Below are 22823 nucleotides of genomic sequence, written 5' to 3' on the forward strand. Positions count from 1 at the left end.
CGTTCATTATTTTAACAAATTATTAGATAAATGTTTCTTAAATCGTACGAAAAAAGGCATGTTTTTGATACATGCCTTTTAATATTAATGAAAATGATGTCCAGCAGCTGCTTTGTTTAAGCGATTCATATATGCAGGACTAATTGCTCCATGATCAAAACCTTGCACATAAATACGCTTAATATTATTTTCGCTATCAAAGTATCTGAGAGCACCGAATAAGTTGTGCGCTGCCTTATCAATTGTTTTACCTAAACTATATTTATTAGAACTATCAATTTTATCAAGCACTTCATCTAAAGCAGCTACTCCAGTTTCCTTATCCCATTTAATTTTTGAAAAGTCTGCTTCTTTATCAACGATAAATACTGGAGCACTAGGAGCATAATGACGATATTTCATCCCTGGAGCCTTTGGTACACCTTTAGTTTGAGTTGTACCCTTATTCATCAAAACTTCCTCTCCAAGCACTTTTGAAATTTCTTCAGGAGTAATTTCTCCAGGGCGAAGAACAGTTGGTGTTTCTACTGATAAATCAACAATTGTCGACTCTAAACCAATTTCCGTTGGTCCATTATCAATAATTCCAGCAATTTTCCCCTTTAAGTCATGATAAACATGTTCTGCTGTTGTTGGACTTGGCTTGGTTGAAGTATTGGCAGACGGACCTACAATTGGCTTTCCTAGCTCACTAATTAGGTCATGGGTCATTTCATCATCTGGGCAACGAAAAGCAGCAGTTGGGAGTCCTCCTGTTACAGCATCCGGTAAAGTACCTTCTTTAACAAAAAGAATAATTGTTAATGGACCAGGCCAGAAATGCTTAATTAATTTCTTTGCTCGCTCTGGTACTTCATTAACATAATTTTCCATCATTTTTTCATCAGAAACAGTGACAATTAATGGATTATCACTTGGACGTCCTTTAGCCGCATATACTCCTTTAACAGCTTTTTCATTAGTTGCTAAAGCACCAAGACCGTACACAGTTTCAGTTGGAAAGGCTACCAATTCACCTTTCTTCAAGAGTTCAACTGCTTCAGGAATTTGTTTTTTGCTGAAAATCTTAGTTTCCATTATTTCTTCCACCTTCCGTGAACCATCCTTGGCTTACCTGCTAAGTCATTTCTAAACTCAATTTTAAAGTCTGGCAATTCTGTTTCAAACAAATCTTTTAATTGATCTTTTTCGCTAAAACCAAATTCCAGAAAAAATTGCCCATGAGAATACAAATGCGAACGAATTTGTTTAGCAAATTTTCGATAAAAATCCAAGCCATCTTCTCCACCATATAATGCAGTATCTGGTTCATTTTTTATTACATTTGCATCCATCAAATATTTTTCGCTAGTTTTAATATAAGGTGGGTTAGAAACAATAGTATCAAACTTTTCTAAACCTACTAAAACATTAGCTTTACGAGTTTTAACATCCAAGTCATATTTTAAAAAGTTTTCTTCGCTTTCACGTAAAGCAGCATCAGTAATATCGCTAGCATATAGAATTAGATTTTCGATTTTTTGATCTTGAGCCTGCTTCACTAAAGCAACCATAATTGCTCCCGAACCAGTACCTAAATCAAGAATTTTTTCACCAGATTTAATATTTTCAAGAGCCCACTTAACAAGCTCTTCAGTTTCAAATCTAGGTATTAAAACACCGCGATTAACCAAAATTTTATAACCATAAAACCAAGCATATCCCAAAATATATTGCGGAGATATTCCTCTACGCAATTTTTTCATATCTTTCAATGCTTGTTTTTCTTGATCTAGATTTAATTCATCATTTATATGTAATGCAAATTCTGAAGGTGTATAGCCTAATCGTTCGCCCAGGACATAGTCAACGTCATCTGAACGAAGTTCAGGACTATCTTTTAACACAGCTTCTTTTATCTGCTTTAAACTTTTAGGCATTTTCTTCAGCCATCTTTTCTAGTTGTTGGGTCTGGTAATAAAGAACTAAGGCATTAATAATCTCATCAAGTTCACCGTTCATTACTCGGTCTAGCTTGTTCAAAGTTAAGCCAATTCGGTGATCAGTTACACGATTTTGCGGATAATTATATGTTCTAATTCTTTCTGAACGGTCTCCAGTACCCACTGCATCTTTTCTTTTAGCATCATATTTATCACGATTTTGACTTTCATAATAATCATAAACACGTGATTTTAAAATTTGCATCGCTTTTTCACGGTTTTGCTGTTGACTACGTTGATCTTGCATAGCAACTACAATTCCAGTTGGAAGGTGAGTCATACGAACAGCACTAGAAGTTTTGTTAATGTGCTGACCACCGGCACCAGATGAACGATAAACATCCACACGAATATCTTTAGGATCTAAATCAATATCTACTTGTTCATATTCCGGCATAACTGCAACTGTCGCAGTCGAAGTGTGAACACGGCCTTGAGATTCAGTCACAGGTACACGTTGAACACGGTGAGCTCCATTTTCATACTTTAATTTTGAGTAAACTTTATCACCGGTAATCATAACAGCAACGCGCTTATAGCCTCCTACTTCAGTTGGCTCTGAGTCAATTAAAGATACTTTCCAGCCTTGAGTTTCAGCATATTTCTCATACATTCTAAGTAAGTCACCAGCAAATAAGGATGCTTCATCCCCACCAGCAGCTCCTCTAATTTCCATAATGATATCTTTATCATCATTGGGATCTTTACGAAGCATCAAAATCTTGATTTCATCTTCTAATTCAGCAACTTCTTTTTCTAATTCAGAATTTTCTTCCTTAGCCATTTCAACCAAATCATCATCAGATTCACTTGAAATAATTTCTTTATTGTCGTCGATTTCTTTTATATCAGACTTATATTTTCGATACTTTTGTACGACTTCGCGCATATCAGCTTCTTCTTTAGAAATTTCCATATAACGCTTAGTATCATTAATAACTTCCGGATCGGCCATCATTTCTTGAAGTTCTTCATAATGGGCAACTAATCCTTCTAATTGGGCCATCACTTTATCCATTTTTATTATCCTTCCTTACTTTTATCTTTGTTTATCGGGATGAAAATAGTGAAAACGACACACGGGATAATAAGACTCATCTCCGCCAATTTGAACTTGTTCACCCTCATAAACAGGTTTTCCAGAATTAATTCGTAAATTCATTGTAGCCTTATGACCGCAATAGTGACAAATGGTCTTCATTTCTTCTATTTTATCAGCAAAAATCAATAAGTTTTCACTGCCTTCAAATAAATGATTTTGAAAATCATTCTTTAAGCCAAATGCCATAACGGGAATCTTTAATTCATCAACAATTTTTGCACATTCTAAAACATGATGTTTCTTTAAAAACTGCGCCTCGTCAATTAAAACACAAGCTACAGTCCCATTACCAGACTCAACATCATTCTTATTCATTTTTGAAACATAATCAAACAAATTCAAATCTTCACTAATCGGCTCAGCCTTACGGTGCAGGCCAATTCTAGAAGCAACTGTACCAACACCGCTCCTATCATCCACACTACTCGTCATCAAGGCAATTTTCCGACCTTGCGCCTCATAATTATGGGCAACCTTTAGTATTTCAATTGACTTACCACTACTCATTGCACCATAGCGAAAAAACAATTGCGCCACTGCAAAATTCCTCCATTATCAAGTTTATGTACTTTCACTAGTATTATCCTAATTAGTATAAAGTAAATTTAAAAATCGTGCAGGTAAAAATAAAAAGGTCGTTTTCATTTTATTGATATGCTATAGTAAAATTTAGTTTTAAAGTGAGGGATAAGAATATGAATTTAAAATCAGGCATCGCTAAGGTAGCCGGTAAATCATCTTACTGGTTTCTTCATAATGTATTAAAGGGCGGGACGAGTTTTCCTGGAAAATTTGCCATGAAAATTGATCCTGAAGTATTAAATTCATTAGCAAAAGGCTATGAAACGATCATTGTTACTGGAACTAATGGTAAAACAATGACAACTGCTTTGATTGTAGAAGCATTAAAGAAAAAATATGGCGATATTTTAACCAATCCATCCGGCTCAAACATGCAACAAGGAATCGTTACAGCATTTTTAGCTCATAAAAATAAGAAAGCCAAAAAGAAAATTGCTGTACTAGAAGTTGATGAAGCAAACGTCAAAATGGTAACTAAGTTACTTCATCCTAGCGTATTTGTTTTGACAAATATTTTTCGTGATCAAATGGACCGTTATGGTGAAATTTATACTACTTACCAAAAAATTGTTGACGGAATTAAATTAGCCCCAAATGCTACAATTATTGCTAACGGGGATGCAAGTATCTTCTCTTCAGTTGAGCTTCCAAATAAAAAAGTATTTTATGGATTTAAGCTACCAGATGATAAAGATGAAAATGACTTTAAAGCTCCAGTAAATACTGATGGTGTGTTATGTCCAAAATGTGATCATATTTTACATTATCATGAACGAATTTACGCAAATTTAGGAGATTTCTTCTGCCCTAATTGTGGTTATCATAGACCAGAATTAACTTATAGTGTAAATCAAATTATTAATCAAACTCCAAATAGTTTAAAATTCAAAATGGGTGAAAAAGAATACAGTATTGGCATCGGAGGAACTTATAACATCTACAATGCTTTAGCAGCTTATTCTGTTGCGCGTGAGTTTGATTTAAGCGAGGAAGAAGTTGCTCAAAGTTTTGCTGAAAACAAGCGAATTTTTGGTCGCCAAGAATTAATTAATTATGCCGGCAAAGAAATCGACTTAATCTTAGTCAAAAATCCTGTTGGCCTTGATGAAGTTCTTCATATGCTCAACACTGAGAAAGATAACTATTCTTTAGTTGCTCTTTTGAATGCAAACCATGCAGACGGAATTGATACCTCTTGGATTTGGGACGCAGACTATGAAGGCCTCAACAAAGATAAAATCAAAAAAGTATTAGTTGGTGGGAAACGCTGGCATGATATGGGCTTTAGATTAGAGGTTGCTGGATTTAATCCGGGTCTAATGACCACAGCTACCAATAATGATGCTTTATTAGATGAAATTTCAAAATTACCAACTAAAAAAGTATATATTCTGGCTACATACACTGCTATGCTTTCACTTCGTAAAACTATGGGTGAAAAGAAAATTATTAAAGCAGGTATGTAACACATAAAAGGCCACTGTCGCTTATGACAGTGGCCTTTTATTAGCCTTTATAAATATTTTCTTTTAGAAAGGTATCAACTATCTTTTCTCTCATCGCTAGAAAGACATGATTATGTCCACTAGGATGGATTCGATTAGTTAAGACAACCATCGCAGTTTGATTAAGGCGATCAATTAAGATAAAAGTACCAGTAAAACCTGTGTGATAAATAAGTGGATGCTGATCAACTGGATCAAAGCGTAAATCCCATCCCCAAGAACGAGGATGTACGTTTTTAGGTGTTTCAATTTGAAATAAGTTAGCTAATGTATCCTGCTTTAAAGCTAGAATATCATGACGTAGTCCTAAATAAGCCTGCGTCATTTTTATTAGATCTTCTAAGTTTGAAAATAAGCCAGCTGACCCACAATCCTTACCTAGTACACGTGCTTTAGGATCATGTACAATTCCTTGCAGTAACTCACCTTGTTCAGTATAAGCGGTAGGCACACAATCAGATGCTTTTGGATGAAATGTTGTTTCCTTCAGCTTAGCTGGTAAAATAATCTCCTGCATAATTACATCTTGGACAGGTAAGCCATATATTTTTTCAAGTACCAATCCCAATAAAATAAAATTGGTATCTGCATACCGCATTTTCGTTTCAAATTCATCAGTAACTGGTAAGCTGATAATTGCTTTTAGTAAATCAGGAGCTGCTAGTTCATCTCGATTAGGAATCCAACCACGAATTCCACTAGTATGCGTCAATAAATGACTAAGGCGAATACGATCATCTTTAAATTCAGGAATAAATTCTTGAAGTGGCTCAGTAAAATTAAGTTTACCCTCTTCTTTTAATTTTAAGAAAACATTAGTAGTCCCTAACACCTTAGTTAAACTTGCTAAATCATAAAGTGCAAATGGACTAAGTTGTTCAATCTCAGGCATCAAACTAGCAAAACCTACTGTTGATGTAAACACCTGTTTTTTCTTAATAAATGCGTAGTTTACCCCTGGTACAATGCGTTCACTAACCATACTTTCAATTAAATGCTGAGTCTTAAAAAATTCTATCATCCTACCACCTGGATTATAAAATAAAACCGCCAGATCAACGATCTGACGGTAACATATTGAGATATTCGGGCTCGAACCGAAACATCCAGGAACCAGAATCCTGTGCCTTACCAATTTGGCTATATCTCAGTATTATCACCCGTACGAGAATTGAACTCGTAACTCCACCTTGAGAGGGTGGCGTCTTAACCATTTGACCAACGGGCAAATTCAACATATGTAAATATAATTGAATATCGTAAATCTGTCAAGTTTCATAATAATTTTTCTTAAAAAGTAATTTTAAATGAAAAAAGCTGCATCACGTCTTACTCACCATGATGCAGCTTTTCAATTATATCACTTATTATCCTACTTTATGACATAGTTTTACTACTTTTCTCAATCTCTTTAATTCGATTAATGTCCATTTTCAGCAGATTTTGTTTTAATTCTAGCCACTGTTTACTTAAATTTTTACTTTTTTTCTTAGCTTTTGTTTCTGAATAAGTAACTAATTTCTCTAAGTTAGAAAAGTTCTGGATTAGTTGATGCGCTTGATTTTGAATCAATTTAAAATCGTTTTTCACATCTTTTGTATTTTCACTGACTTGTAAAATTGCACGAATCTGCGGTTGACAAAAATCTTGCAAAACACTGGTAATTTCTTGCAATTTTGCAACATCTTTTCTATCAAAATGCAGTAAATCCTTCTGTTCATCCTTTTCTACTAGATCAATTGCAACCTCATTTCTAAAATAAAGCTCTTGAGCAAAACCATGGATATCTTTTTCTACCGCCAAGAAATTCTTGTTCATTATTAATTACACTTTCTTTTACTTATTTTCTTTACTCAGCTTAAACATAATCCAATCACATATTAAAATCAAAATTCCAAGGCCAAAAGTGAAATAAAATGCTGCCATACTTCCCTGAGCAGTCAAAGTAGTGTATTTTGCTGTATGCTTATTCTGAAAAATAGCTATAATTGCTGCTAAAATTGCTGTTCCCATTGAACCAGCTAGTTGTTGCGCTGTCTGACAAACAGCAGTTGCGTCTGACTTAAGGTTATTATCTACTATTTTCAAGCTTTGGGCCATTGTATTACTGAACGACATTCGATGTCCTAACATCAAAATTCCATAAAAGCAGATAATCATCCAGGTATTTAAGTTTAGTCCCCAATTAGCCAATAAGAAGCTCCCTAATGCCATTAAAAAAGCTCCACCATATAATGGCACTCTTGCACCTAAGCGATCATATAAACGGCCAAAATACGGATTTAAAAGTCCAGCAATAATACTTCCTGGAAGTAAAACCAGACCACCGATTAAAGAGCTTTGTTTGTTAACAATTTGAATATAATTGGGTAATACAAAACTTACACCAATATTGATAAATTGAAGCAAAAAGTACGCAAATGCCCCAAAAACGAAAGCTTTATCTTCAAAAACTTTCAAGTCAAGCAACTTTCGAGTAGATCTTTTTGAAATTGTAACAAATAAAATGAACAAAACAACCGTTAAGATTAATAGTCCCCAAAGACGCCAGTTTTGTAATCCTTTACTTAATTGATTTACACCAATAACTAAGCTTACTAAACTAAGACTTAAAAATATATAAGCTAGCCAGTTAAATGACTTCTTTTGAACCGGATGATAACTTCCAATTACAAAAATACCGGAAATAAAGACAAAGAGGGCAAAAATTGCAGCAATAATGAAAATCCAGCGCCAATTAAGATAATACGAAACACTGCCTCCAAATGTAGGACCTAAAGTCGGTGCCATTGCAATTACTAAACCAGCAATTCCCATGTAAAATCCCCAGCTTTGCCTAGGCATTACCTCCACGATTAAATTAAACATCATCGGAGTGCATAGACCTACTCCCAGAGCTGAAATTAATCTTCCTAAAAGCAAAATGTAGAAACTTGATGCAAAAGCAGAAATCATGCTTCCAGTTATAAAGGCAACTGCTGATGAAATGAACAATTGTCTTGCTGTAAATCGTTCATTTTGATAAGAAGAGCTAATCATAATAATCGCAATCATCAGCAAATAGCCAGTTGTAATCCATTGAATAGTGTCCAATGAAACTTGGAATTGCTTCATCATAGCAGGAAAAGTTACATTTAAACTAGTTTCAGTTAAAATTCCAACAAAAGACATGAATGCTGTTGCCAAAACTGCAAGTGTATTTTTAGTTTGTACTTTCATTTTTTCTCCAATAAAAAAGAGTGGAGGCAATCGCCTCTACCCTTTCTTTAACTATTAATTATAGTTATATTAATCCGCATACTATCAAAATATGCTAAGTAGATTTATTTTAAACGTTTAGTCAAATCATCATGTAAGTCTTCATAACCAGGCTTGTTCAAAAGACCAAACATGTTTCTCTTGTAACTTTCAACACCTGGTTGGTTAAATGGGTTAATACCGTTCAAGTAACCTGAAATACCTACAGCTAATTCGAACCAGTAAATTAAGTAACCTAAAGTGTGAGCTGATTGATTTTCAATATCAACAGTCATAACTGGTACTCCACCATCAGTATGAGCTAAAACTACACCTTCATATGCACGATCATTTACGTAGTTCATAGTCTTACCTGACAAGAAGTTCAATTGATCTAAGTTTTCTTTATCGTCTGGAATAGTTACATCATGTTCTGGATTTTCGACACGAATAACAGTTTCCATTAAATTACGACGACCTTCTTGGATATATTGACCAAGTGAGTGAAGATCAGTAGTGAAGTTAGCGCTAGATGGGTAAATGCCCTTTTGATCCTTGCCTTCTGACTCACCCATTAATTGCTTCCACCATTCACCAAACATTCTTAATGATGGTTCATAGTTTTCAAGTAATTCAGTAGTATAACCCTTACGATAAAGAATGTTACGAAGAGCAGCATACTGGTAAGGATTATCTTCTGATACATCTGGATCAGTGTATGCAGCACGTGCATCTGCAGCACCCTTCATCATTGCATCAATATCTCCACCAGCTACAGCAATTGGAAGTAAACCAACAGCTGATAATACTGAGAAACGACCACCAATATCATCTGGAACTACAAATTCTTCGTAGCCTTCTGCATCAGCTTCAGTCTTTAACGCACCCTTAGCACGGTCAGTAGTTGCATAAATTCTCTTAGCAGCTTCTTCTTTACCATACTTCTTGATTAACTTATCCTTCAAGACACGGAAAGCAATTGAAGGTTCAGTAGTAGTACCAGACTTAGAAATAATATTGATTGAAAAGTCCTTGTCTCCTAACCATTTAAGTAAGTCATAGAGGTATGAACCTGAAAGAGAGTTACCACAAAATACAACAGTTGGATACTTTTCCTTTTCTCTGCCATAAAAAGAACTATTTAAAAATTCAATTGAAGCTTGGGCACCAAGGTAAGAACCACCGATACCAATACCAACTAAAACTTCAGAATCATTTTGAATCTTCTTAGCTGCTTTTTTAATACGGTCAAATTCGTCTTTATCGTAATTAATTGGTAAATCAATCCAACCACGGAAGTCACTACCTGCGCCAGTACCTTCGCGTAATTCTTGATCTGCAGCAGTTACCATTGCTTGCATTTCCTTTAATTCATTTTCATGAACAAACGGAGTTAATTTACTTGCATCAAAGTGAACAACTTTACTCATTATTTAAACTTCCTTTTTTGTAACTTTTTTCACGTACAAACCTTATTTTAGCAGTTACTTCTTCATAAAACTAGAGTTTTTATTATAAGAATCGATAAATAATTCGATATATTATAAAACCAATTATCGTACCGCAAACATTAAAAAAGACATCGTCTATATCACTTACACCAGTTTCAAGAACAAATTGTAATCCTTCAATACAAACTGAAAGACAACCACCGGAAAAAATCGTTAAAAGCATATTTTTTTTCTGAATAACTGTTGGAAATAATAAACCAAATGGAACGAACCATAAAATATTTCCAAGCGAATTATAGAAAAAATCAAGCATACTCTCTCCCTGGGTCAGCTTAAGCGTTTCTTTCATAAACACTAGATTAATATCACTTAAATTGCGATGAAAATTAAAGGTTAATTGCCATGGAAAATATGTATCTCTAAATACCGTAAGCATTAATAATAAAATGACATAAAAGCTAAAAATCCAAACGCATGCTTCTGATTTTAATGTTCTTCGATGTCTTATAAATAATAGCCAACATAAACGAATAATTGCAAAGATAATAAAATAAAAAATTGTCTTATCTAAGCTATACAAAATTAGCTTAATTAGAGCAAAATGATTAATATGTGCTGCATAATGATGATAGATATATTCATATAAGGGTTGTAAAAAAAGCATAACCTAACCGACTCCGTAATTTTGGCTTAATTATAACGTAAAGCTCTCTATGAAAGACATTTTTTTCTAAAATATTAAAAAATCGCAAACCTTTAACAAAAGTTTGTCGTTTTTTAAAATTACCAGTAAAATATTCCTTATTAAAAGGAGTAGTGAAGCGTGAATAAAATAAAACGTAATTTTTGGCAAACTAGAATTGGATTCTTAACAATCCTTACACTTTGCTTTTGGGCAAAATATATGTATGCGGCTTATTTTGATTTTAAGCTTGGTTTAAGTGATCCATACCAGCATTTTATTGTTTGGTTAACTCCACTTGGTACATGTATCATTATCTTGAGCTTAGGACTTTATTTTTCTAAACCACTAATTTCATACATTGCTATGCTGGTTTTAGATACAATAAATACAATTTTGCTCTTTGCAAATGTAATTTATTATCGTCAATTCTCAGATTTTTTAACCAGTAAAACTATCCAAAATACCGGTAAAGTATCACAAGGGCTAGGTAAAAGTACTGTTGCTCTACTGCATCCCAGCGATATCCTTCTCTGGCTTGATCTTATAATAATTATTATCTTATTAATTATAAAGGTTATCAAAATTGATCCACGTAAATACGGCTTTAAGCGACCATTTGCAGTTTCATCATTTGGGGTTTTCATGCTAACTTTGAATATGTTTTTAGCTGAAACTTCACGTCCACGTCTGTTAAGAAACACTTTTGATCGCTCCTATGTAGTTAAATACTTAGGAATTGATACTTATTCAGTATACGATCTTTTAAAAAGCGCACAGTCAAACCAAGTTAAGAAAAATGCTAATGCCGAAGATATTAATCAAGTATTAGCTTTCACTAAAAAACATTACGCTAAAGCTAATCCAGAATATTTTGGAAAAGCTAAAGGTAAAAACGTCATTGTCTTACACCTCGAAAGTTTCCAGCAATTTCTAATTGGCTTAAAAGTTAACGGTCAAGAGGTCACGCCATTTCTCAACTCGCTTTATCATAGTAAAGATACAGTTAGTTTTAGCAACTTCTATCATCAAGTAGGCTTAGGCAGAACTAGTGACGCTGAGAACATGCTTGAGACTGGAACATACGGTATTTCAGACGGTTCATTATTCTCTTCCCTAGGGTCTGAAAATACATTTCAAGGTGCTCCGCAAATTCTTCGTCAAACTGGCTACACTTCAGCTGTTTTTCATGGTAATACTGGAACATTTTGGAATCGAAATGAAGTATATAAGAATCTTGGCTATAATTACTTCTTTGATGCAAACTACTTTTCACAAAAGAAAAATGACAAAATTGGATATGGACTAAAAGATAAGTTATTATTTGGTGAAAGTATCAAATATCTTGAACAAATGCAGCAACCTTTTTATGTTAAATATTTAACTGTTACTAATCACATCCCATTCCAATTAGACCCAGAAGATAAAGACAATAACTTTACTACTACTGATACTTCAAATACAACAATCAATAACTACTTCGAAACAGCCCATTATCTTGATCAATCAGTCAAAGAATTTTTTGATTATCTAAAAAAGAGTGGTCTTGATAAAAATACAATAGTCATTCTCTATGGTGACCATTATGGTGTGGGTAGTTCAGACGACGAACTATCTGCTTTAGCACCTGTTCTAGGCAAAGACTTCAACAATTGGACATCCTATGATACTGCTGAACTTCAAAAGGTTCCATTCATGATACATATGGATGGAATCAAAGGTAAAGTAGATAATAAAATTAGTGGTGAAATTGATGTACTTCCAACCTTACTGCACCTTTTAGGAATTTTAAATAAGAATTATATTCAATTTGGACAAGACCTATTTTCTAAACAATATCGTCAAGTCGTTGTCTTTAGAAACGGCACGATAATTACTCCTAAGTACGTAATTATCGGCGGTAAAGGAACCAAAGGAACAGTTTACAACCAGCAAACTGGAGAAAAAATTACCAAATTTAATAAAAAGCAAAAAGAAGAAATCAATAAATTAGCTAGCTATGGACGCACTTCACTACACTATTCAGATTTATTGAATAATCATAATCTTTTACGATTCTACACTCCTGCTGGCTTTATTCCGACAAATCCAAATGAGTTTGACTATAAAGTCAATTATCAAAAAATGCTGACATTACGAAAACAACTTGGTAACAAATCTACGTCTCTATATTCTCAGCATAAAGGCACAACTACCGATCTTTACAGCACAGATGCTTCTGAAATTGATAAAGACGAAATCAACAAGGTTCCTGAGAATATTCAGTCTGCTACAAGCGACAAAGACAAAAACCATCAGGACAATGCTCCTAAAAAAGATAATCCTGAAAAATAAGTCAAAAAGTTTCTGAGAAAAACTCAAGAAATGAAAAATCCTACTAAATCTAACATTGATTTAGTAGGATTTTGTTTTAAGTTAAGATCTGAAATTTGTTAAAAATAAGATTTGCCTTTGCCACTCTTTAATCTTTAATAAATTCTTTATAACCCTTATCATACAAAGTCACAGTAAATTTTGCTCCCTTGCCTGGTTCTGAATCTACATCAATCTTACCGCCATGTTGCTTAATAAGCGATAAAACAATAGAAAGCCCTAAACCTGATTCTCCAGACCCAATTTTAGCTCTAGATGGATCAGCCTTATAAAATCTTTCAAAAATATACTTCATCTGCTTTTGATTCATGCCAATACCAGTATCTGCGATTTCAAACTGGGCTCCATGTTTTATTCTCCAAGCAGAGATTTTGATTTTTCCATTTTCAGTAAATTGCAAAGCATTTTGAACTAAATTGACCATTATCTGCGTAAATCTGTCTTTATCTGCATAAACCTCAACTTCAGGTGGACAATTAAGAATCAACTTATCATTTTTTTGAATAGCTTTTTGTTTCATCTGAGTTAGTAAGTTCGTTAAGACTTCAGTAGCATTGAATCGAGATTGAATTAGACTAATTTTATTATTTCTGATTTTTTCGTAATCTAAGTTTTCATTTACTAACCTAATTAGTCGTTTAGTTTCACTATGCATCAAAGCAATTGACTTAGGCTTTGCCTCTTCAGGAATAGCATCATATTCAAAACCCTCAAGTAATCCATTAATTGTAGTTAAAGGCGTCCTCATTTCATGGGCAGCGTCAGCCATAAATTGCTCTCGTCTTTTCTCTTGTGCCTTGATTTCATCATTTGACTCTTTTAACGCATTAACCATAATATTAAAATTACGTGCCAAGTCATCAATTTCATCAGTATCTTTATGTTTCAAATGCACATTAAAGTCACCTTGAGCGACTTTTTTAGTAGCATTTGATAAAAGTTTGATTTTTCTAGAAATATAATATGACAATATAAAGCTAATTAGACCACCAATTACCAGAGAACTAAGCAAGGCTGTAATTAGATTATGTTTTTCACGTACAATCATCTGTTCGACATTCTGTACACGTGAACCAATCCAAATAACTCCAACCAGTTTTCCTTTGCTACGCCAAGGAACAATTACACTGGTATAAGCATCCTTATTAGAAAAAGACGTCACACGTCCATCTTCATGATCATTTCTAATTCGAATAGTTTTTCCATTCTTCAATTGCTTAAACAATTTCTGCGGCAAAGCCCAGTTCATTGTAGTTTCAGGATAAACTTGCCTATTTTTATTATTAAAAATGCGAAGATTTACATCTTCGCCTTCCATTACTACCTGTAAATTCTTTAAAAATTTTGCATCTAATTCATGTCTAGGATTATCTTTAGCTAAAGCCAATTTTCCAATTGAGGTTCCATACCCCTCTAAACGTGAATAGCTTTGAGAATATGCCTGAATGGTGGCAAAGTGAATTGTGGATGAGCCGATAATTACAATACTGGTAATAATTACCAGCAGAAAACCCAACATTTCTTGGTAGAATAGTTTCAATTTCTATACCTCAGAATCGTCAAACTTATAACCCACGCCCCAAACTGTTTGCACCACTTGAGGACCAGCTTTCTCTAATTTTTGCCGTAATTTTTTGATATGAGCGTCAACAGTTCTTTCTTCACCGAAGAATTCATATCCCCAAACTAATTCTAAAAGCTTATCTCTAGAAAAAACTTGTTTTGGCTTTTGAGCCATAGTATAAAGTAAATCAAATTCCTTCGGGGTTAAACCTTCAACAATATTATCATCAAAGCGCACTTCTCTTCGATCTTTTGAAATCTTTAAATGCTTAGTAATTACATCGTACTTTAAACCATTAGAAGCATGCATATCTTTTTCTATATGACTTCTTCGATATAAAGCTTTAATGCGAGCAATCAATGCTAATGGACTGAATGGTTTAGTAACATATTCATCTGCACCAATGCCCAGTCCCAAAATTTGATCAGTTTCTGAGTCACGTGCCGTTAACATAATGATTGGAATTGAAAGAGAAATAGCCCTAATTTCTTTAGCTACTTCCATTCCATCCTTCTTAGGCAAGTTAAGATCTAACGTTACAATGTCATAAGAATCTGGATGCGCCTTAAACATCTCAACAGCTTCTACACCATCTTTTGCTATATCTACTTCCCATTGTTCTTTACTGAAGAACATCTTCATCATTTCTGCAACAGAATTGTCATCTTCAACCATTAATATCTTTAGCATTATTTATCCTTAAATCCTTTTACTCTAGTATGTTTAATTTTATCTGGTTCAATATAATCATGTGGTAATTCATGCCGGGCACGTAAAAAAGCCTGCAATTTCTTTTCAGTTAAGATTATCGGAGCCAAAATAAACAAATAAAAAGTAAGCAACCAGATTAAGAAATAGCGATCCCAGCGTAATAAATGGATTCCTAATCCTAATAAAAATTGAATTAAACCAAAAAGCATAAAATAATTTCGTGCAACTTTTTGAGCATACTTGTAACTTGCCTCATTAACTGAAGCCAAATATGACATATATCCATAAACTTGATTCGGATTAGGTGAAGGAGCGATCAGCCAAATGACTCCGATTACAAACATTATTACCCCGCAACCAATATATATCATTTGACCAACTCCATTCACTTAAATTTATTCTTTACCAGGAGCTGAAATTACTAAACGTAAGTCACCGCTAAAACTAAAGTCTTTCATTTCATTAGGAATAATAAAATTGCTTCCCAACTTAATATCATATTCTTTACCATCGGCAATAAACTTACCATTACCTTTAATTACAGATACCAAAAGATAAGGATGATCCTTTAAACTCCAATTAAAACTCCCATCAACATCGATCTGCCATAAATAAAAATGCGGTGACATTGGTGGCTGAGCCAAAGTAGTAATCTTAGCATCTCCAATTGTTTCAGAAGTAATGTTCAGCTTTGGATCTTTATGTGGTACTTGAATAGTATCAAGAGATTGCTTAATATGCAACTCTCTCTTTTTACCAGTTTTCTTGTCTACTCGATCCCAATCATACAATCTATAGGTTACATCACTTGATTGTTGTGTTTCAATAACCATAATTCCTTTAGTTAAAGCGTGAACCGTTCCAGAAGGTACATATAAAAAGTCTCCCTCTTTTACTGGTACATAACGTAACAGTTTGGACCACTTTCCATTTTTAATCCAATCTTCTAGTTCTTCCTTACTTTTTGCGTTGTGCCCATAAATCAGTTTAGCACCAGGTTCAGCATGAAGCACGTACCAACTTTCAGTTTTTCCAGAATCATTTTCATGAATTCTAGCGTATTCGTCATCTGGGTGTACTTGAACAGACAAATTATCATTTGCATCTAAGAATTTAACTAATAGCGGAAATTCCTTAGTTTTTGGATTACCAAATAATTCTGGATGCTCTAAATATACTTCTCTTAATGTCTTTCCTTTTAAAGGACCAGCATTAACTGTTGAAGCGTCATCTTTGTATCCTGATATTACCCAAGCTTCTCCAACTTTTCCATCTGGAATATCATATCCTAAAACTGTATTTAACTTACGGCCACCCCAAATTTTTGGTCTAAAATATGGTGTTAAAAATAATGGTTCCATAAAAAAATCACCTCAATAAAAGTATATATCTTTTTGAGATGATTTTGAAACCACTTTCAACTATTTTTTGAATATTTTTTAATTCCAGTAATTAAACGACTAATTCCATCTTCTACCATTGAAATTGGTGATGCTAGATTAAGACGTAAAAATTTATTGCCATTACCGCGATAAATAATACCAGGTGAAACGATTAGCCCAGTTTCTTTTCTAATATAATCAGCTAATTCTTGACTATTTGCCGAAACTATACTTACATCAAGCCATAACAAGTACGTTGCTGGTCCTGATACAATTTTCACGCCTTCTAGATTACTAGTTATTTCTTTTTTAGCATAATTAAAATTATGATTAATTATAACTAATAATTCATGTAACCAGTTAAAGCCTTCAGTATATGCAGCAAGATTACTTTTTTAATTTATTATAGGGAAAAGATAATTTTGAGAAAATTTACAGTTTTTCATACTAGAATAAATTATATTTATAGCAAAAAAAGATGAGTCATATTAAAACTCATCTTTTTTATAAATTTAGTTATTACGCTTGCGTTTTGAAATACCTGCTAAACCGATAACTCCTAACATTGAGCTTACAGCACCTAAAATTGTTGCAGCAATACCGTCTTTAGCTCCTGCCTTTGGAAGTTCTGACTGAGTAGTTTTCTTAACTGGAGTAGTTGGAACTTCTGGAGTACGTGGAGTATCAGGAGTATTTGGTGTTGTTGGGTTTTCAGGTTTCTCTGGAGTTGTTGGAACATTTGGAGTCACAGGTTGATGTGGTTTCAAACTATAACTATTAATTGCATCCCAATCAATAAACTTGCCCCATTCTCCATCTAAAGCAGCACTATTTGGAGAATCTTTTTCGAGACTACCAATCATATTTTTATTTTCACTATCACCATTCCAAACCCAAACACCTTGATTAGTTAATTTGGCTAAAACAGTGGTAGTATTATCTGGATTCAGTTGCAAGATAAAGCTTGGTGCCCAAGTCGAATTGTTACCTTTTCCAGCTACTTCACCACGATTAGTCATATAAGCTGTAATTAAAAGTTGATTTTCTTTTCCTTCAATAGGAACTGCATAATATGAATATGTCGCCGTACGCCAATTTGCGGGTACTGAAGCGGTTAATACAACACCAGAACCATTTAATGGCACATAACCATGCGTTAAACTATCAGAAACAAAGCCAATCATCGCTACATTGTCTCCAACAACCTTATTAGCAAGCCGAGTAATTTCTCCTTTAGTTCGTCGAGACAATCTTGTTGCTGAAAATAGATAATACTTATTTCCAACTTTAACAATATCAGGTCTTTCCATTTCATCGCTAACCATTAATGACGTTACTAAAGGTGAGTAAACATCATCTAACTTAACAGTTGGATTGTTTTGATCCCCACTTAATTTTAAAATTCCCAGTGCACCATTAGCCACAGAAGCGAGAGCTTGATCATCATTATTACCAAAATAGCTCAAGAAATTATTGACATTGAACTTATCATTTCCACCATAATTAGCCCATCTATAAACTTGATCTTCGCCTTGGTAATTATCGCTTCCAGTGTTTGCTTCAAATACTAAATAACGATCACCATTCTCTTCTTCCACTACATGAGGATCTCGTAATGTATAATTATCTCTATTTCTACTTTTACCATTTGAGAATTGATCATAGTTTGATAATGTTTACCATCACCAATAAAAATCACATGATCATTATCAACACTAGCAATTGAAACACCATTGTTATCAACATTTAACTTCAAATTAGCTGTTGCCAACTGTTGATCATTTAGCTTACCATTTGATGTATCATTTTTTGTATAAAATAGTTGAACAGAACCATCTTTATTTACAATGGCAGATCCTGACCATTCCTGTAAATCAGGAGTTTCATTATATCCAAAGATAGAACCCGCATTTCTCCAATGCGAGAATTCATTATCATTATATTTATTATACAAAAGATAAATATGATTATCGTTCTTTTTAGGCATTCCCATCATTGCAATGACAAGTTGGTAGCCCTTATAGTTTGATACATAACCAGTTATAGGGTCTTGTACTGGCCACGAATCCCAGATTTCCAAAGTTTCAGTTTTACCAGTTTGTGCATCTTTAGTTACCGCTGCATCCATATTTTTTATTTCTTTTGCATTAAAATATGGAACTGCATATTTTGGATCTCTTCTTATAAGAGCCTGTCCAATTGCATCTAAATCGTTTAATGTTAATTTTGTTCCGTCTTGTGGATCATTATCAAAATTAACTTTATTTAAATTATTAATTTGATCATTAGTTAATTTTGTGACATCAATACCAGAATTATTAACAATTTCTTTGATTTTTCCCTTTAATTCGGTTTTCTCTGAAGAAGTTGAACTTTGCCCTTGAGAATTATTATCCTTAAAATGATCGGAAATATTGTCAGAATCTTGGTTTAAATCACTAGAGGCTTTACCATTATTAATGATTGCAGAAGAAATTGGAGTACTTCCTACTTGTGTTGATGAACTATCTTCCTTACTGTCATTAACTTGGCTACTTGTTTCTTTACCAGAATTTAAACTAGAGTTTAGATTGGTCTCAGTTCCAGCTACTTTGTCGTTCGTAGCATTTTCTTTTAATCCACTATTATCATTTTTGTTAACCGAAGCAGATGCTTTTACTGTGGTAACTTGACTAGCATTAGCATTATCAACAGTATCAGTATTAGTAGCAGCATTTACAGTGGAAGCACTTAATACAATTGCTGCTGTAGACAAGGTCCCCATTAATAAAGATTTTCCGCTTAAAGACATCTTTTTATGTTTTTTATTTTCCAACATCTTTTCTCCTCCTACATGCTAAGCGTTTAACATTTCAACTAACAGACTATCATCTTTTATTATAAAAATAAATATTATTTTGAAAAATTTGTATAGCTTTAAAGATCTACACTTTTTCATTAAATGTCAATCGTTTATCAATTTTGTATCAAAAAGACATATAAAAACCGTATTGAATAATAAGATTCTATAATTTTTCATGTTGATGAATATTTATGATATTCTATTTAAAAGATTTTCATTATATAAAGAAAGAGGTGAAGAGAAATGAATAAGCTCATTCCACAAGAATATGATGAAGTTATTTTAAAAACAGGTGAATTAGTTTGTCTAATGGACCAATTAGATGCAACTCACTTTTTACCTGATTATGGCGTTGAAACCCCTGAACAAGAAAAGAAAACAATGGCTATGATGCCAATTTCAATTGACGATATAGAAAAAGTTGTTTATAGACCTAAAGGCGCTCAGTAATTGACCGAGCTTATTAGCTAAAAACTGTCATTAAAATTTCTAGTTAATAAAAAAGTTACCTTCTTAGGTAACTTAAATCAACTTATTTAAATATCTTCTATAAACTCCATTTCACAGCTAAATATATAAAAATAAAACCACCTTTTTAGCCAAAAGTTAGCCAAAAGGTGGTTTTATCATGCTTGAGTGTTGATAAATCAACATTCCTTAAACTATTTATGGAGATGAGGGGAATTGAACCCCTGTCCAAACGTATTCCGTCGTTAACCTCTACGATCATAGTTATATTACTTAAATTTCGTTTTGATAAAACGCCATATAACAGGGCTAAACTATCAAAACTAACCTAAGAATCTTATTTCTAACTATTAAGGTAAGTAGTTAAACGTAGCTCGTTAAATGGTAAGACCCGCAGACAGACACGAGCAATCCGTCATTGGATCACGCAGGCTGACTAAGCAGCTACTGCGTAAGAATTTTCGTTATTTGCAGTTATAATTTAACTGTGACGTTTTAACGTAGACGTGACCTACGAATCGCAGTCAACGCGAATCTACGCCTGTCGAATCCCAAAACATCCCCAGATGTTTCAATGATATCACAGTCACTGTTAAAATGCTATAATCTTGCTCTCACGATTACTTATCTAATTTAGCTAAACGAACAACGTCACGTGCGATCATTAACTCTTCATTGGTTGGAACAATCATTGCAGTAATCTTTGAATCTGGTGTAGTGATAATTCCTTCCTTGTTGGCCTTATTAGCTTTTTCATCATATTCAAGACCAAGCCAAGTTAGGCCATCCATAATCTGCTTTCTTACACTTGCATCATGTTCTCCAATTCCTGCAGTAAAGACTAAAACATCTAAACCACCCATTTCAGTCATATAAGCTCCAATATAGCGAACAATTCGGTTAATAAAAATATCTTTTGTAAGTTTAGCCTGCTTATCACCATTTTTAATTGCTTTTTCAATATCTCTCATATCTGGGGAGATTCCTGAAAGACCGAGTAAACCAGATTCGGTGTTTAACATCTTAATAACTTCATTAAAGCTAGTAATGTTGCCTTTTTTCATAATAAATTGAAGTAAAGAAGGATCAACGTCACCACTTCTAGTACTCATTGTAATTCCCGCAACCGGACTGAATCCCATTGAAGTATCAAAAGACTTCCCATCTTTAATAGCAGTGACAGATGCACCGCTACCTAAATGACATAAAACCATCTTTAAATCTTCAACTGGCTTCTTTAGTAAATCAGCTGTGCGACGTGATACATAACGAGCTGAAGTACCATGTGCGCCATATTTTCTAGCACGGAACTTTTCATAGTACTTATATGGTACTGAGTATAAGTATTGGACAGGATCTAACGATTGGTGGAAAGAAGTATCAAAAACAGCAACCTCAGGTACATTAGGTAAAACTTTCATGAAAGCATAGATGCCGTCAGCTTCAGCTGGGTTATGCAATGGTGCATAGTCACTCATATTATAAATCTTCCAAAGATTATCATCTGTAATGACTGTACTATCAGTAAATTCTTCACCACCAGCAACGACACGATGCCCTACCCCAGCAATATCTGCTAAAGAATCGATAACATTGTATTCTTTAAGCCAACTTAGCAACTTTTGAACTGCTTCTTCTTGATTAGCAATATCACTTTGTTCATCATGTTGACTACCATCTGCTAAAGTCATTGTGAAAACAGAACCTGGTAAACCAACACGGTCAGCCATGCCAGATGCAATTACTTTTTCATTATCTAGAGAAAATAATTTGTATTTAAATGATGAACTACCTGAATTTACTGCTAAAACTTTTTTCATTTTATATACCTCTCGTATTATATAAATTAATTTTCACTCTTATGATACCAGTCATTTAGTTTCATATTAAATGCTACTAAAGATTCTGGTTTCTTTAATGAATCTAATTTAGCCACCAAAACTTCACGCTTGAGAGCATGTTCCCCATGATTTTGGAAAACTAAAATTGATTTTTGTTGAATTTGGCTTAAAAACATGTCATCAGGCAAATCGACAATCGCCTGAATATTAACTTTTTTAGCCAACCAAGTCATGAATTCAGTAGATCCTTTACCAGTAAATAGTAATCTAGGTACTACTAAAAATGCAAAACCATCACGCTTCAGATTATTTACTATTTGTTCAATAAATAAAGTATGGGCAAACGAATGTCCCTCTTTTGCATGATTTTCGAAACGCTCAGCATTATTATCCAATGGATAATAACCTACTGGCACATCACTTACCACTATATCCGCTTTTTCAATCATCCATGGATCTAAAGCATCTTGACAATATAAATCAATCTTTAAATCTTCAAGATGGGCGCCAATATCTGCTAAATCCAATAATGCTTCTTCATTATCAATTCCAATTAATTTGTAATTGTTTTGTGAATGATTTTCCTGAATCAGCTGTCTAATAACCGAATAAAGTAAATTTCCAGTTCCAATTGCGGGATCAACCACAGTTTTTTTACCTGTCGGAACGATTCTTTGCCAAATCAAAGCAATTACTGTAGCAATTACTGAAGGTGTGGGCATCAAGTTATAGTCACTGGCATCTTGAGTAATTGCTTTTAAAGTTAATAAAGTAAATATTTGTACTTTTAAGGTACGTGGCAAATTATCATAATCTAATTGACGATACTCTTCAGTTAATTCAGCTACGGTTTCTTTATCTGGGGCACCTGATTCTACTTTGATTTTTCCATTTTCTAGATTATCAAAGGTTTCCGTCAATGCCGATGAAAAAGAAACATTCAGCGCTTTTTGTAAATGCTCAATAGCTGTCTGAAATTTTGGATATAATTCTTCTACTTTTTGCATTTTTCTTCCTTCTTTAATATTCCTTCTAATATTCTATAGGTATCATCAAATACTAGCAAGCAATCATTGTTACTTGGAAAAATAATTTATCAAA

19 protein-coding genes, 2 tRNA genes, 1 other RNA gene and 1 pseudogene are annotated in these 22823 nt (G+C 33.7%); 3 read left to right on the forward strand and 20 right to left on the reverse strand.

Annotated elements, in window-relative coordinates; genetic code table 11:
* Positions 1-84: 84 nt before the first annotated feature.
* Genes F3I00_RS06560 through F3I00_RS06575 form a run of 4 tightly spaced genes read right to left on the reverse strand, consistent with a single transcriptional unit; the run spans position 85 to position 3621 of the window.
* Positions 85-1077, reverse strand: coding sequence for an L-threonylcarbamoyladenylate synthase (locus F3I00_RS06560; RefSeq protein WP_020807184.1), 993 nt, complete (start codon positions 1075-1077; stop codon positions 85-87).
* Positions 1077-1919, reverse strand: coding sequence for a peptide chain release factor N(5)-glutamine methyltransferase (prmC, locus tag F3I00_RS06565; RefSeq protein ID WP_020807185.1), 843 nt, complete (start codon positions 1917-1919; stop codon positions 1077-1079). The genes F3I00_RS06560 and prmC overlap by 1 nt, the downstream gene beginning before the upstream one ends.
* Positions 1912-3000: a peptide chain release factor 1 gene (gene prfA / locus F3I00_RS06570; protein ID WP_159311035.1), complete on the reverse strand. Its 1089-nt coding sequence runs from the start codon at positions 2998-3000 to the stop codon at positions 1912-1914. Before prfA ends, prmC begins: the two co-directional genes overlap by 8 nt.
* Positions 3001-3021: 21 nt before the next feature.
* Positions 3022-3621, reverse strand: a complete 600-nt coding sequence (locus F3I00_RS06575; RefSeq protein ID WP_003648558.1) for a thymidine kinase — start codon at positions 3619-3621, stop codon at positions 3022-3024.
* A gap of 158 nt (positions 3622-3779) precedes the next feature.
* Here F3I00_RS06575 and F3I00_RS06580 point away from each other — a divergent pair, with 158 nt between their 5' ends.
* Positions 3780-5132 carry a Mur ligase family protein gene (locus F3I00_RS06580; protein WP_020807187.1) on the forward strand — a complete coding sequence of 451 codons (1353 nt, stop codon included), beginning with the start codon at positions 3780-3782 and terminating at the stop codon, positions 5130-5132.
* A 40-nt stretch (positions 5133-5172) separates the two neighbouring features.
* Here the strand turns inward: F3I00_RS06580 and F3I00_RS06585 are convergent, their stop codons facing one another.
* The 7 genes from F3I00_RS06585 to F3I00_RS06615 all read right to left on the reverse strand — a co-directional run bounded on the left by F3I00_RS06585 (position 5173) and on the right by F3I00_RS06615 (position 10523).
* On the reverse strand, positions 5173-6192 hold the full coding sequence (locus tag F3I00_RS06585) for a serine hydrolase (protein ID WP_020807188.1): 1020 nt from the start codon (positions 6190-6192) through the stop codon (positions 5173-5175).
* A 56-nt stretch (positions 6193-6248) separates the two neighbouring features.
* Positions 6249-6321: transfer RNA gene (locus F3I00_RS06590), tRNA-Gln, on the reverse strand.
* Positions 6322-6327: 6 nt separating this feature from the next.
* Positions 6328-6399, reverse strand: a tRNA-Glu gene (locus F3I00_RS06595).
* A gap of 149 nt (positions 6400-6548) precedes the next feature.
* A complete protein-coding gene (locus tag F3I00_RS06600; protein WP_020807189.1) occupies positions 6549-6989 on the reverse strand; it encodes a hypothetical protein in 441 nt (146 codons plus the stop codon).
* Positions 6990-7007: 18 nt separating this feature from the next.
* Positions 7008-8390, reverse strand: coding sequence for a DHA2 family efflux MFS transporter permease subunit (locus F3I00_RS06605; RefSeq protein ID WP_024273072.1), 1383 nt, complete (start codon positions 8388-8390; stop codon positions 7008-7010).
* A 104-nt stretch (positions 8391-8494) separates the two neighbouring features.
* Complete coding sequence (locus F3I00_RS06610) at positions 8495-9838, reverse strand: glucose-6-phosphate isomerase (RefSeq protein ID WP_020807191.1); 1344 nt, start codon at positions 9836-9838, stop codon at positions 8495-8497.
* Positions 9839-9920: 82 nt separating this feature from the next.
* Positions 9921-10523 (reverse strand): VanZ family protein, encoded by a 603-nt coding sequence (locus F3I00_RS06615; RefSeq protein WP_003648552.1) that lies wholly within the window; start codon positions 10521-10523, stop codon positions 9921-9923.
* Between the two features lie 159 nt (positions 10524-10682).
* Between F3I00_RS06615 and F3I00_RS06620 the strand changes: the two genes are divergently transcribed.
* Complete coding sequence (locus tag F3I00_RS06620) at positions 10683-12875, forward strand: LTA synthase family protein (protein WP_020807192.1); 2193 nt, start codon at positions 10683-10685, stop codon at positions 12873-12875.
* Positions 12876-13002: 127 nt separating this feature from the next.
* Here the strand turns inward: F3I00_RS06620 and F3I00_RS06625 are convergent, their stop codons facing one another.
* The 6 genes and pseudogenes from F3I00_RS06625 to F3I00_RS06650 form a co-directional block, all read right to left on the reverse strand.
* Entirely contained in the window at positions 13003-14454 is a 1452-nt protein-coding gene (locus F3I00_RS06625) for a HAMP domain-containing sensor histidine kinase (protein WP_020807193.1), read from the reverse strand.
* Positions 14455-14457: 3 nt separating this feature from the next.
* Entirely contained in the window at positions 14458-15168 is a 711-nt protein-coding gene (locus F3I00_RS06630; RefSeq protein ID WP_003648549.1) for a response regulator transcription factor, read from the reverse strand.
* On the reverse strand, positions 15168-15560 hold the full coding sequence (locus F3I00_RS06635; protein WP_020807194.1) for an SdpI family protein: 393 nt from the start codon (positions 15558-15560) through the stop codon (positions 15168-15170). The genes F3I00_RS06630 and F3I00_RS06635 overlap by 1 nt, the downstream gene beginning before the upstream one ends.
* A 24-nt stretch (positions 15561-15584) precedes the next feature.
* Positions 15585-16550 (reverse strand): mannose-6-phosphate isomerase, class I, encoded by a 966-nt coding sequence (manA, locus tag F3I00_RS06640; RefSeq protein ID WP_020807195.1) that lies wholly within the window; start codon positions 16548-16550, stop codon positions 15585-15587.
* A gap of 56 nt (positions 16551-16606) precedes the next feature.
* Positions 16607-16852: a hypothetical protein gene (locus tag F3I00_RS06645; protein ID WP_003648546.1), complete on the reverse strand. Its 246-nt coding sequence runs from the start codon at positions 16850-16852 to the stop codon at positions 16607-16609.
* 231 nt (positions 16853-17083) lie between these two features.
* Positions 17084-19389 (reverse strand): annotated as a pseudogene (locus tag F3I00_RS06650) (glycoside hydrolase family 68 protein).
* A 267-nt stretch (positions 19390-19656) separates the two neighbouring features.
* On the opposite strand from F3I00_RS06650, the gene F3I00_RS06655 reads away from it, so the two are divergent.
* Positions 19657-19863 (forward strand): hypothetical protein, encoded by a 207-nt coding sequence (locus F3I00_RS06655; RefSeq protein ID WP_020807897.1) that lies wholly within the window; start codon positions 19657-19659, stop codon positions 19861-19863.
* A gap of 216 nt (positions 19864-20079) precedes the next feature.
* Here the strand turns inward: F3I00_RS06655 and ssrA are convergent.
* The 3 genes from ssrA to F3I00_RS06670 form a co-directional block, all read right to left on the reverse strand.
* Positions 20080-20445: a transfer-messenger RNA gene (gene ssrA, locus F3I00_RS06660) on the reverse strand.
* 56 nt (positions 20446-20501) lie between these two features.
* Positions 20502-21701 carry an acetate/propionate family kinase gene (locus F3I00_RS06665; protein ID WP_020807898.1) on the reverse strand — a complete coding sequence of 400 codons (1200 nt, stop codon included), beginning with the start codon at positions 21699-21701 and terminating at the stop codon, positions 20502-20504.
* Positions 21702-21727: 26 nt separating this feature from the next.
* Positions 21728-22729: a class I SAM-dependent methyltransferase gene (locus tag F3I00_RS06670; RefSeq protein WP_065169755.1), complete on the reverse strand. Its 1002-nt coding sequence runs from the start codon at positions 22727-22729 to the stop codon at positions 21728-21730.
* Positions 22730-22823: the final 94 nt, after the last annotated feature.

The organism is Lactobacillus sp. JM1, from assembly GCF_009834385.1.
GTDB lineage: Bacteria > Bacillota > Bacilli > Lactobacillales > Lactobacillaceae > Lactobacillus > Lactobacillus paragasseri.

What these genes read in the sequence shown, in the direction of transcription:
- F3I00_RS06560 (WP_020807184.1), bottom strand. Translation starts at nt 1,077, where the DNA reads ATGGAAACTAAGATTTTCAGCAAAAAACAAATTCCTGAAGCAGTTGAA.
- prmC (WP_020807185.1), bottom strand. Translation starts at nt 1,919, where the DNA reads ATGCCTAAAAGTTTAAAGCAGATAAAAGAAGCTGTGTTAAAAGATAGT.
- prfA (WP_159311035.1), bottom strand. Translation starts at nt 3,000, where the DNA reads ATGGATAAAGTGATGGCCCAATTAGAAGGATTAGTTGCCCATTATGAA.
- F3I00_RS06580 (WP_020807187.1), top strand. Translation starts at nt 3,780, where the DNA reads ATGAATTTAAAATCAGGCATCGCTAAGGTAGCCGGTAAATCATCTTAC.
- F3I00_RS06585 (WP_020807188.1), bottom strand. Translation starts at nt 6,192, where the DNA reads ATGATAGAATTTTTTAAGACTCAGCATTTAATTGAAAGTATGGTTAGT.
- F3I00_RS06600 (WP_020807189.1), bottom strand. Translation starts at nt 6,989, where the DNA reads ATGAACAAGAATTTCTTGGCGGTAGAAAAAGATATCCATGGTTTTGCT.
- F3I00_RS06605 (WP_024273072.1), bottom strand. Translation starts at nt 8,390, where the DNA reads ATGAAAGTACAAACTAAAAATACACTTGCAGTTTTGGCAACAGCATTC.
- F3I00_RS06610 (WP_020807191.1), bottom strand. Translation starts at nt 9,838, where the DNA reads ATGAGTAAAGTTGTTCACTTTGATGCAAGTAAATTAACTCCGTTTGTT.
- F3I00_RS06615 (WP_003648552.1), bottom strand. Translation starts at nt 10,523, where the DNA reads ATGCTTTTTTTACAACCCTTATATGAATATATCTATCATCATTATGCA.
- F3I00_RS06630 (WP_003648549.1), bottom strand. Translation starts at nt 15,168, where the DNA reads ATGCTAAAGATATTAATGGTTGAAGATGACAATTCTGTTGCAGAAATG.
- F3I00_RS06635 (WP_020807194.1), bottom strand. Translation starts at nt 15,560, where the DNA reads ATGATATATATTGGTTGCGGGGTAATAATGTTTGTAATCGGAGTCATT.
- manA (WP_020807195.1), bottom strand. Translation starts at nt 16,550, where the DNA reads ATGGAACCATTATTTTTAACACCATATTTTAGACCAAAAATTTGGGGT.
- F3I00_RS06655 (WP_020807897.1), top strand. Translation starts at nt 19,657, where the DNA reads ATGAATAAGCTCATTCCACAAGAATATGATGAAGTTATTTTAAAAACA.
- F3I00_RS06665 (WP_020807898.1), bottom strand. Translation starts at nt 21,701, where the DNA reads ATGAAAAAAGTTTTAGCAGTAAATTCAGGTAGTTCATCATTTAAATAC.
- F3I00_RS06670 (WP_065169755.1), bottom strand. Translation starts at nt 22,729, where the DNA reads ATGCAAAAAGTAGAAGAATTATATCCAAAATTTCAGACAGCTATTGAG.